Source organism: Microcystis sp. LEGE 08355, from assembly GCF_015207185.1.
Lineage (GTDB): Bacteria > Cyanobacteriota > Cyanobacteriia > Cyanobacteriales > Microcystaceae > Microcystis > Microcystis panniformis.
Map to the genome: position 1 here is coordinate 1 of NZ_JADEXI010000105.1, position 10,800 is coordinate 10,800.

The window sequence follows — 10,800 nt, forward strand, 5'->3', positions numbered from 1 at the left end:
CGATATTCGAGAAAACTATGGTTCATAATCCCCTCACCGCGACTCAGACGGATAAATTCGCCCCGGAAACCGATTAAACCTCGGGCCGGAATCACGAATTCCAATTGAGTACGGCCATTGCTGCCCGTCTGCATATCCTGCATTTCCCCTTTCCGTTGGCCGAGACGTTCGATACTGGAACCCACCGCTTCTTCGGGTACATCTAAAACGAGGTATTCGTAGGGTTCACAGGGTTGACCGTTAATTTCCCGGTAGATAACTTGCGGCTGCGATACTTGGAATTCGTAGCCTTCCCGACGCATGGTTTCGATAAGAATGCCTAAATGCAGTTCTCCCCGTCCCGAAACCAGGAATTTCTCGGCAGAATCACTTTCTTCCACCCGTAGAGCGACGTTAGTTTCTAATTCTCGCATCAGACGATCGCGAATTTGCCGCGAGGTGACAAAAGTGCCTTCCTGACCGGCAAAGGGAGAATCGTTAACCGAGAAGGTCATTTGTAGGGTCGGTTCATCGACTTTAATTAGGGGTAAAGCTTGCGGGTCATCGGCTAAAGTTACCGTTTCCCCGATGTTAGCGTCGGCAAAACCAGCCACAGCAACGATATTACCGGCGCTGGACTCGTTTAGTTCCACCCGTTTGAGGCCTTCAAAACCAAGAAGTTTTGTTATTTTACCCTTGACAATTGCGCCCGTATCCTTTACTAAAGCGGCCTGTTGACCGGCTTTAATTACGCCGTTATGGATGCGGCCGATAACGATGCGTCCTAAGTATTCCGAGTAATCGAGGGTGGTTACTTGCAACTGTAGGGGTTTGTTAACGTCCCCGGCCGGTGGTGGAACGTGGTGTAAAATCGCCTCAAACAGGGGCTGCATATCTTTGTCTTCGTCTTCGAGGCTTTCTTTGGCGAATCCTTGCATCCCGGAAGCGAACAGAGTAGTAAAATCACATTGGTCGTCATCGGCACCCAGTTCCACAAACAGGTCGAAAACTTTGTCCACGGCTAGGTTAGGATCGACGTTAGGGCGATCGATTTTATTGACCACGACAATCGGTCTTAATCCCTTTTCTAGGGCTTTTTTCAGCACAAAACGCGTCTGGGGCATCGGCCCCTCGTTAGCATCGACAATCAGGATACAACCGTCCACCATACCTAAAACCCGTTCCACTTCGCCACCAAAGTCGGCGTGACCGGGAGTATCGACGATGTTAATCAGGGTGTCTTGGTAACGAACGGCGGTGTTTTTGGCCAGAATGGTGATACCGCGTTCTCTTTCGAGGTCATTGGAATCCATGACGCAGGTGGGTACATCTTCCCCTTCTCGAAAGATTCCCGACTGTTTGAGGAGTGCATCGACGAGGGTGGTTTTCCCGTGGTCAACGTGAGCAATGATAGCAACGTTACGGATAGGCAGAGACATAAAATATTGAAGTAGTCTTAGGTTTATTTTTACAAGTAAACATTTCTTAATAATTCTAGCTTAGACTGACCAGCACCGTTAGCAAATCTTTATTTTTCCTTGGTTTCCCATCAGCAAGCTCTACTGCTTACTGTTGACAGGCCCCCCAAACCCTAGGCAAGCAACCCACCCTCACAGGAGTCCAGACGATAGAAAAGACGACTGGAGGCAGGGGGTAGGGGTAAATTAAAGCTAGAGTGAAAATCCTCTTGAACTTTGTAGGTTAAGCGGGGGGAAACTTGGCGAACAATTTGCGTCAACAGTTTATCACCGGTTTTTTGGAGAATGGGACGGGGAATCTTATAAATAAACTTGGGAAACTTAACCATAACATCCATACGCAGTTCCCAGGTGACTTGGGTGATAACCGCCGGAATATCCCGTCCCTGTTGCCGAAAAATTGCCTCTATTTCCCGACTAGGAGAAGATAGCGGCATTTCCTCTAGTTTCATAATTGCCTGATAATCCACTAGATAGCCTAAAAACGGTTGATCGGGAATGGGGACACTGCGAGCATGATAGACTCCATTGACGGGCAGCTCCAGAACCACAGCGATTTTCGGCTCCAGTTCATAGCCAAAAGCACCATATTTACCGATGGTGATGATATAACCATTGTCACCGAAGGGCAGAGTTTTCATCGGTTCGGCACAACGACAAAACCAACCTTCGTGCGCGCGCAGATAATCGGCAACCGTGTCCTGATTGCTATACATATCCATACATCCGGCAAAATGGGTTTGAAAACCGAGAAATTGATTGTCTTCTTTGACTTCTACAGATTCGAGAGCTAGGGAGTTAATGGGGGAACGCTGCATGACTTATAAACCTGGCAAATGATAGTACTAGAAACATTTGGGGATTAACCGCCAAAGGATCAGGGAAATTTGTAGAATCGAGATTAGTGTAACGTATTGTTAAAAACTATTAGGTCAAGAAGCGATGAAAGCATTTGTAGCAGGAGCCACAGGGGAAACGGGACGGCGAATCGTTGCCCAATTAGTCGAACGTCAGATTCCCGTGCGCGCTTTGGTGAGAAACCGCGAGAAAGCGGCGGAAATTTTGCCCGCAGGGGTGGAAATCGTCGTCGGAGATGTGCAACAGGCCGATAAGTTAGAGGCACTCATCGCTGATTGTAGCGTTTTGCTATGCGCCACGGGAGCCAGACCGAGTTTTAACCCCACGGAACCTTTGTTAGTGGACTACTTGGGAACTAAAAATCTCATCGATGCCGCCAAAAAGAAAGGAATCGAGCATTTTGTTCTCGTTACTTCCCTCTGTGTATCTAACTTTTTCCACCCCCTCAATCTCTTTTGGTTAATTTTATTCTGGAAAAAACAAGCGGAAGACTATTTAATCAAGAGTGGCTTAACCTACACCATTGTGCGCCCCGGCGGCCTTAAAAACGAGGATAACCTTAATGCCATTAAAATGTCATCCGCCGATACCCTTTCTGAGGGCAATATTCCCCGCACAAAAGTGGCCTCGGTTTGCGTAGAATCCTTATTTTATCCCGCCGCTAACAATAAAATTATCGAAATTGTTGCCCCCTCAGACGCACCCAATCTCGATTGGACCCAATTGTTTCAAAGTGTCACCTAAACAGTAATCAGTAATCAGTGATCAGTAATCAGTAATCAGCAAACAGTAATCAGTGAAATGATAACCCAAATGTGGAAACTAAAAACTCATATCTGATAACTGGTAACTGATAACTGATAATCCGTTAACCTCTTAACCAGTCAAATAATTGACCGAGGGTGATTTGAAAATTCGTAGCAAAAGCGGGGACGGGTAAAAGAGCATTTTCTGATTCAAAAATAGCGATAGTTCGATCACTAAAATAAACAAAGATAATTTCTTCTTCTGGATCGATTAACCAACCCATTTGAGTGCCGTGATCCAGACAATAAAGGATATTTTTAACAACTTTAGTCTGATTTTGATCTGGAGAGAGAATTTCAATTAACCAGTCAGGAGCGATCACAAAAGTATTTAATACTTTTCCCTCGCCATCGCGAGGAATATTTTCCCAGAGAAAAACTGAAACATCAGGAACTAGAGAACGACTGCCAAAAGTACAACGCAATTCAGGATAGGCACGGGCAATTCGTTGGGGTTTTAGACTAGCGTTAATAGCCGGAACCAAATCACCTTGAATAGTGCTATGTTTACCTTGGGGCATTGGTTTAGGAATAATTTGACCGTCAATAAATTCCTTGGCGGGTTTAGTTTCTGGTAATTGTAGAAATTCCCTTAGTGTCAGGGAATTATTAACAGTGACAACCATAAAATTTTTTTATTGATCGCTATGATCGTTAATTTTAACGCAATTTCTCCAAGCAGAGAAGATCAAAAACAGTTATATAAAAATGTCCGTCACATCGCTGGGACAGGGTTGGGTTTGGTGGTGGTGCAGAAATGCGTGGAACTACACGGTAGCTCGATCGAAATTGCTAGTATCTCCTGTAATGGAATCACTGTCACGATTCTATTACCGAAAGTGACCTGAAAATAAAATCATTATATGCTAAAAGTTTTAAACGATATGGCGGAATTTTTCAAGCGTTGTCGCAGCCCAAATCGGCTTAAGCAATTAGCAATGCTTTTTCTCCTGTGTCTCGCTTTCGTTGTCTGTAGTCCTGAAACGGCCTCAACTACGCCGGACAATTACATGACACTAACCCCCACAGGATTGACCAATAAGCTAGGCAATCCACTTTACCAACTCAGCCTTTACGGTAACGGGCAGTTAATCGCCGCTTACATGACCGTCGCTGGACGAGCGCATACTCAAAATTATAATCGCCATCAAGCTGGGACAGAAGCGCCCTTGCCAGACGGGAAATATCGGGTAGCCAGAGAGCCTGTTCCAGGAACAATTCCAGAAGCAGGAGATCGTTTCCTCCCCATACAGCCTTTGTTTCGGACTCGTCGTTCAGCTTTGGGCATTCACTACGATCCGTCCTTTGAAAAACCCAATGGCGAAGACGGAACCTCAGGATGTATCGCCCTAACCAACCGAGCGGATCTCGACCAGGTGTTGAATTACGTTCGTACCTATCGACCTCAATATCTCGAAGTTAATATTCAGTAATTCACTCACTTACATTCTATGTAATCATCTTTTGAAAGCTCACCAGGCCGGGGACACCACTGATTGAGATCGACAGCATAACCCCCTCTAAGGTTATTCGGTATTTTCTGATTAGCCTCCTCTTTATTAGCGTAATTAATCACGGCTATAAAATAAGAATCTCCGCGCTTAAAAATTGTTAAATTGTGCTGTTGTTGTTTAAAGGTATTTTTTTTGAGCTTTTCTAGATCGGATTTAGCATCCTTGATCGTACTAAATTTATTAGTTATAATTGCTCCAGTTCTACCCGGTATAATTTCTCCTCTCTTACAGTCATAATAATTGACATCTTCTAATACTGCGGTATATTTAGTCCAGTCGGGACGACACCACTCTTGAAGATTAACGACAAAAGAGCCTCGAGAATATGTATTCTCGATTATTGGTAGAGATTCCTTAGCATCTGATTGACTGGGAAATACAATAACACTGACATACCAGTTTCTACGTTTAATTAAACGACCGAGCTTTCGATATTGTGGTAATACTCCAGGAAGTTGCTCAATTTCCTGTTTTGCTTTTTGAATTGCGGTATCTGAGCTATAAATGACTCCCCAGGAAAAGTCGGATTGCTGTTGAGGTTGAGAAGATGCTAGATGACTAGCATTTAAGCTTAGGCTAAATGCGAGCAGTGCAAAAAAATATTTATGGTTCATCAGAATATCTCCAACAATCTAACTGTACATAAATTTTATCCTTCGTTTACATTATCTTTATTTATCTCCTTATTTTTATTTGGTTCGAGCTTACATTTGTCAGAGCCAGGAGAGATTTCTTTTAAACCTAACGCTTTTAAGCTCTGTAATGATTGTAAATTATCTTTTTGGCTTGGCTCACTTGTAACTGTAGTTTTTGGGCTGTAACAAGCATCCTTATAATTATTATTAATACCTTTTTTAAAAGTGACATTTTTAAGAGTTGCTCCATCAATATTGACTCCAGATAAATCTGAATTTTCAAAAGTTACATCTTTCAGAGTAGCATGGCTTAAATTAGATCTTGCCAAGTTAGAATTGGCAAAATTGATATCATTTATTTGAGCTTCAGTCATATCCGCTCCTGTTATTTGTATGAGAGAACCCGTCCAATTATTATTTAACTCCAATTTTTGCAGATTTGCTGTCTCTAAATCAATTAGAGGTCGATCTTTATTGATCAATCCTGATTTAGCTAGATAAATTATAATTTTTCCCTTACGTTTTCCATCTAATTCATCTAAAACAGCTAGTGTTAAAGCTTGGGCGATAGGTTGAAACTCCGGTAACAATGGCGCTCGATCTGGATTTGGTTGAGACTCTTTTGATTTTTTTGTCTCTACAATTAAAGTTTGCATCTTGGAGAAATAATCTTTTAAAAGTTCTTGCTGTTTTCCCTCTTCAGCTATTTGCTTGTCTCTAGTTTCAGAAGCATAATTTAAATAGAAAGCACCAAAAGCTAACATCAAAGGGACAATCAATAATTGTAACCAATCCCAAAAACTTTTTTTCTGGAAGCCAGACCATTTAAAATTTGATATCCAGTTTGATATGATGATTACAAGCAATATACTAAGTGAGAATAACAGCACTGAAAGCAGCCCTTTTATCCAGGGTTTATCACTTCCAAATTCACCGATTAGAGCAATAGCAACGACTATCAAAAACCCAAATATACCCAAGAATATATATACCCAATTTTTTCCTTTCTCGAAGAAATCTCTAATTTTATTATGTTTAAGTTGCGGTGATTGCTGCTTCAGATAGCTGGCAAAATCTATATCAATTGGTTCACTATCTTTGTCTGTTCCAGCTTCGTCATCAGTGAATATCAGAAAAGCCAGAGCTTTGCCATTTATTTTTTTTTTCGATGAATTTTCTGGCAAATCATTCAACCATCTTAAGGAATACTTTAGTCGTTCAATAATCTCATCACTTTCAAAGGGCGAATAAATCCCAGGAACTCCTCTGATATCAAGATTGCGATGTTCGATAATATCATGTTCGATAATATCATGTCGTTTTAGTATTTGCAGTTCCTTAGCTTCTATCGTTCCTATGTTAAAGAAGTGTGTATTTGATAAGCCAATTCCGTAATGCCAAAGTTCCCTATCTTGTTCCCACCATTTGACAAGCTTGCCATAGTATTCACTATCTGGATTAACGGTTTCTTCAATGCGTATAATTAATCGTGCGATTTCTGAAGCTGTCATAAATATCCTCAGTGGTGCAGAAAACCCATGAAAGACTTGCTGTACAAGGAGTCCGAATTAGATAGCGGGTTGGCAGGAGGAACAACTTTATGAGGTGCTTAAGTTCCGCAACTAAAAGACATCGCTAGGTCAGCCTTTATCTTTGTATCCTAAACTATTTGAACAGCTAAGTCAATCAGGGTAAGCACTTCTTAACAATCCTTGACAAAATGAACTTTATGTGAGTTGCTCATCCCATTTTTCTTTATTTGTGGCAGGCATCCTACACGCCTTTCCCTTTCTGGGAGAGGGGTTGGTTGTGAGGGTAATTAACCATCTCTGCTATTACTTTAGAAAAATGGTATTATTGCCTTTTGTCAACGGGGAAGTCCAAATATTCAGCCAACCCTAAATAAATCCGAGCGAGAATGATTCTCAATGGGGGGAAAACTTCTGGGGAAGAAATTAGGAAACACCACCCAGACGGGCGTATTCTAAAATTGACCGGCTGAGAGCATCGCGATCATCGCGGGTGAGGTAATAATTCCGGCCGCCGATATCATTGAGAAATCGCAGTAGAGCAAGACAAGCGGACTCTAGATCCGCTCTGCGTCGGGCAGCCGCTAAAGCTTGTTCCGAGGTGGCATAAACTAGGCAATCGCTAATTCCTTCGCTGCCATCCACTCGCCAACATTGAAAAGAATAACCCTGCATTTCTAGGATCAATTCAATCTGCCAGCCGTGATAGTCAAATCGCGTGTAAATCATTTCAAGCAGCCCCTTGTAGGAGAGGAGAGTCACAGGTTTGACCGCTCTGATTGTCTAGAAGTCCTGCACCTGTCTAACTTTCTAATTTAATGGATGATTATGGAAACCCTCTGCAAACTTCGTGCAGATTTCGTGCAGAAATGATTTTGTCCACTGTCCCAAGGCAGATATTACTTTAAACGATAACCAAGACCGTGAACGGTTTCAATAAAGTCTTCCGGCGCGCCCAGGGATTTTAGCTTGTGACGAAGACCGCGAATATGGGAAGTAACGGTTTCCTCGGCCGGAGAATCGTCCAAAGACCAAACTCGCTCAATAATACCCGATCGACTTAAGACCCGGCGCCCATGGGTAACAAGTAATTCTAAGAGAGCGAATTCCTTGGGGGTGAGGGAAAGAAGTTGACCGTTATAACTGGCCTCGTGGGTACTTGCATTTAACTGCAACCCCCCCCAAGATAATAAAACACTGCTGGTGCTGCTGCCACGTCGGATCAAGGCCCGAATCCGCGCCATTAATTCGCCCAAATCGAAGGGTTTAGTGACATAATCATCGGCCCCTGCGTCTAATCCGTCGATTTTATCGATTACCGTATCCCTTGCGGTTAATAATAGGACGGGAACGGTGGCATTAGCAGAGACGGGATGATGGGGTTCCGCTCGTCGCAGACGTTGACAGAGCAAAGTTCCGCTTAATTTGGGCAGGGTGACATCGAGAACTAAAAGGTCATATTTGCCTAATTCTAGCCAATTCCAGCCTTCTTCTCCGTCTCTAGCCACATCGACAACGTATTGTCGCTCGCTCAAGGCCTCTCGCAAAATCTCGGCTAGTTGCATATCATCTTCTACTACTAAAATTCGCATGGTCTAGACTTGACACTCCCGCCGTTAAGCTGACGCTGTGACGGGGGATTCTTGATTCACCCCAAACCCGCTTTTCGGTACAAGTACCAACGAGTCTTACAGTTTCTCCCCAAGCTTGAAATTCCGACTGTCCATCGGTATTTGTTGACAGTATTCTCATACCTTCTTCCCTTAAATTCTTGGCGGCGTTTTCATCTCTATCGTGCTGCGTCTTACATTCTGGACAAATCCATTCACGAATACTGAGAGTCAATAAATCATTTTTAAATCCACAGCAAGAACAGAGTTTTGTACTCGGATAAAACCTGTCAACTTCTACAAGTTTTCCTCCCTCTCTTTTTAGCTTGTAGTCCAAGAAATTAAGCAACATACCAAAACCAGCGTCATGTATTGATTTGGCTAATTTAGTCCTTGCTAACCCTTTAATATTCAGATTCTCGGCTACAACGATTTGGTTTTCATCGCATAACTTTCTGGAGAGTTTATGAAGAAAATCCTGTCTAGTATTTGCTATCTTTTCGTGAACCTTGGCTACCTCCTTAATGGCTTTTTGGCGATTATTAGACCCCTTGGCTTTACGAGACAATGCTTGTTGTCTCCGCTTTAAACGTTTAGCATATTTTCTGGTAGGTTTGATTGGGTCAATCTTGTAGGTTGTTTCACCATCAAAAACCGTAACTAAAGAAGATAAACCTAGGTCTATCCCTGATATTTTTAGTTTTTCAATGGTTGTTGAGTCATCCATCTCAAACAAGATGGCAGCAAAATATTTATCTGTACTGGTTTTAGAAACAGTTACGGATTTAATCTTACCATTTATTACTTGAGAAATCTTAGCTTTTACAACCCCTAATTTAGGTAGCTTAATTCCCTTATTTCTAATTGAACAACTTTCAGGATAACGGATTGATTGTTTTTTGTGCTTACTTTTAAATTTAGGGAATTTTGTTCTTTTTGAGAAGAAGTTCTTAAAAGCAGATTCTAAGTTTTTCAATGATTGCTGCAAGGTAGCGGCAGTAGCCTCAGCTAACCATTCAAAATCCAGCTGTTTCTTGAGTTTGGTAAGGTCTTTTGCCATGTCACAGTAGGTCATTCCTTTACCAGTCTCTAGGTACTGATTGTTAGTTTTATTTAAGTAGTAATTCCAAACAAAACGGACGCAACCAAAGTTTTTAGCTAAGGCTAGTTCCTGTTTTTTGTTTGGGTATATTCTCACTTTTAAAACATTTAACATCAGCCTGACCCCATCTGTGCTATCTTTTCAGTATAACACTTACCGCTTAAATATGTCAAGCTCATACATACCTTAAGAATCAAGCCTTTCCTTATTAGGAAACGCTGTCGCGTTAGTTTAGATTCTGGGGGCAATTCATCTCCCGTTAATTTCTGGTATATTTTTAATTAAGGAGAAATTTAACGGGAGTCCTCTTGCTCCATTTAGATAGAGTAAGCTGGAAATAGCGTCGGTTAACTCCTGATGAATTGGCTCAAACAAGGAAAATGGATCGCGGGGGGTTTCGGGCTAACTGTTTTACTGATGGGAACTATTAGCCTAGTTTCCTATCGCAATACCCTCGCTCTGCGTCAGCGCGCTGCCGAGGTGGAAGTTACCTACGAGATTATCGATAATCTCGCTAATCTTTACGCTAACATGGCTGTGGCCGAATCGGGAAGACGGGGTTATATCAAAACTGGCAGCCCCAGTGAATTGAGCCGTCATCGTCGGGCGATCGCTTTGATGCAATCTAACTGGCAACTCCTGGCTAAACAATTAGAAAACGGCACAGATTTCGAGCGGGAAATGGTGACTCAGATCGGGGATTTAATGTATCGGCGAATTGCTCTATTTAATCAATCGATCGCTATCTATAAATCCGATCGATCTGATGATATTTCTCAAGATGCAATCACGGTTAAAAGTGTCGAAGTCCGGGATAAGTTTCAAAATCTTCTTACCTATTTACAAGCTAGTCAGAAAAGGAATTTAAGAAGTAGCATTGCTAGTTCTAGGGATAGTATTCGCGAAAATTCTCTGTTGGGTTTACTGGGAACTTTTATCAGTTTTGGGATTATTTGCGGAGTTTATTTTTTGATTTTTTGGCAAGAGAAACGGCGACAAAAAAGTGATGAAATTCACCGGTTATTACTACAGGAAAAAGAACTTTCCGATCTAAAAATTCAGCTTTTTTCTATGATATCCCATGAGTTCCGAACTCCTTTAACCGTGATTCTTTCCGCCTCGCAGTTATTAGAAAATGGCTTAAAAGATGCAGAACAGTCGAGCAGAAAAAACCTATATAGAATCCAGTCTTCTGTCAAGCTAATGAATCAATTCTTAACAGATATTTTGATTTTAACAAGGGCAGAATCTGGTAATCTCAGTTGTCAGCTAGAACCGCTCGATATTGA

The 10,800-nt window shown here is 42.1% G+C and carries 12 protein-coding genes; 4 read left to right on the top strand and 8 right to left on the bottom strand.

All coding sequences use genetic code 11. The annotated features are described in order from the left end of the window. The coding region (gene typA / locus IQ242_RS07695; RefSeq protein WP_193959553.1) for a translational GTPase TypA at nucleotides 1-1,418 on the bottom strand (1,418 nt) is incomplete at its 3' end. Between the two features lie 152 nt (nucleotides 1,419-1,570). Next, nucleotides 1,571-2,275, bottom strand: a complete 705-nt coding sequence (locus tag IQ242_RS07700) for a DUF1997 domain-containing protein (RefSeq protein ID WP_193959554.1) — start codon at nucleotides 2,273-2,275, stop codon at nucleotides 1,571-1,573. Nucleotides 2,276-2,399: 124 nt separating this feature from the next. Between IQ242_RS07700 and IQ242_RS07705 the strand changes: the two genes are divergently transcribed. Beyond that, nucleotides 2,400-3,059: an SDR family oxidoreductase gene (locus IQ242_RS07705; RefSeq protein ID WP_193959555.1), complete on the top strand. Its 660-nt coding sequence runs from the start codon at nucleotides 2,400-2,402 to the stop codon at nucleotides 3,057-3,059. 124 nt (nucleotides 3,060-3,183) lie between these two features. Here IQ242_RS07705 and IQ242_RS07710 read toward each other — a convergent pair whose 3' ends face one another. After that, nucleotides 3,184-3,747: a Uma2 family endonuclease gene (locus tag IQ242_RS07710; protein ID WP_193959556.1), complete on the bottom strand. Its 564-nt coding sequence runs from the start codon at nucleotides 3,745-3,747 to the stop codon at nucleotides 3,184-3,186. 21 nt (nucleotides 3,748-3,768) lie between these two features. On the opposite strand from IQ242_RS07710, the gene IQ242_RS07715 reads away from it, so the two are divergent. Together IQ242_RS07715 and IQ242_RS07720 are read left to right on the top strand one after the other, a co-directional pair. Continuing rightward, nucleotides 3,769-3,969, top strand: a complete 201-nt coding sequence (locus tag IQ242_RS07715; protein ID WP_193959557.1) for an ATP-binding protein — start codon at nucleotides 3,769-3,771, stop codon at nucleotides 3,967-3,969. Between the two features lie 15 nt (nucleotides 3,970-3,984). Next, nucleotides 3,985-4,554, top strand: a complete 570-nt coding sequence (locus IQ242_RS07720) for a L,D-transpeptidase (protein WP_193959558.1) — start codon at nucleotides 3,985-3,987, stop codon at nucleotides 4,552-4,554. A gap of 5 nt (nucleotides 4,555-4,559) precedes the next feature. On the opposite strand, the gene IQ242_RS07725 is transcribed toward IQ242_RS07720, so the two are convergent. The 5 genes from IQ242_RS07725 to IQ242_RS07745 all read right to left on the bottom strand — a co-directional run bounded on the left by IQ242_RS07725 (nucleotide 4,560) and on the right by IQ242_RS07745 (nucleotide 9,625). Further along, nucleotides 4,560-5,249 (bottom strand): hypothetical protein, encoded by a 690-nt coding sequence (locus IQ242_RS07725; protein ID WP_193959564.1) that lies wholly within the window; start codon nucleotides 5,247-5,249, stop codon nucleotides 4,560-4,562. A 35-nt stretch (nucleotides 5,250-5,284) separates the two neighbouring features. After that, nucleotides 5,285-6,781 (bottom strand): pentapeptide repeat-containing protein, encoded by a 1,497-nt coding sequence (locus tag IQ242_RS07730; protein WP_193959559.1) that lies wholly within the window; start codon nucleotides 6,779-6,781, stop codon nucleotides 5,285-5,287. 444 nt (nucleotides 6,782-7,225) lie between these two features. After that, nucleotides 7,226-7,528, bottom strand: a complete 303-nt coding sequence (locus IQ242_RS07735; RefSeq protein ID WP_193959560.1) for a hypothetical protein — start codon at nucleotides 7,526-7,528, stop codon at nucleotides 7,226-7,228. A gap of 170 nt (nucleotides 7,529-7,698) precedes the next feature. Continuing rightward, nucleotides 7,699-8,391 (bottom strand): response regulator transcription factor, encoded by a 693-nt coding sequence (locus tag IQ242_RS07740; RefSeq protein ID WP_193959561.1) that lies wholly within the window; start codon nucleotides 8,389-8,391, stop codon nucleotides 7,699-7,701. Further along, a complete protein-coding gene (locus IQ242_RS07745; RefSeq protein WP_193959562.1) occupies nucleotides 8,366-9,625 on the bottom strand; it encodes an RNA-guided endonuclease TnpB family protein in 1,260 nt (419 codons plus the stop codon). The genes IQ242_RS07740 and IQ242_RS07745 overlap by 26 nt, the downstream gene beginning before the upstream one ends. Nucleotides 9,626-9,868: 243 nt before the next feature. Here IQ242_RS07745 and IQ242_RS07750 point away from each other — a divergent pair. Then, nucleotides 9,869-10,800, top strand: a 932-nt coding sequence (locus IQ242_RS07750; RefSeq protein WP_193959563.1) for a histidine kinase dimerization/phospho-acceptor domain-containing protein, incomplete at its 3' end; no start/stop codon positions are given.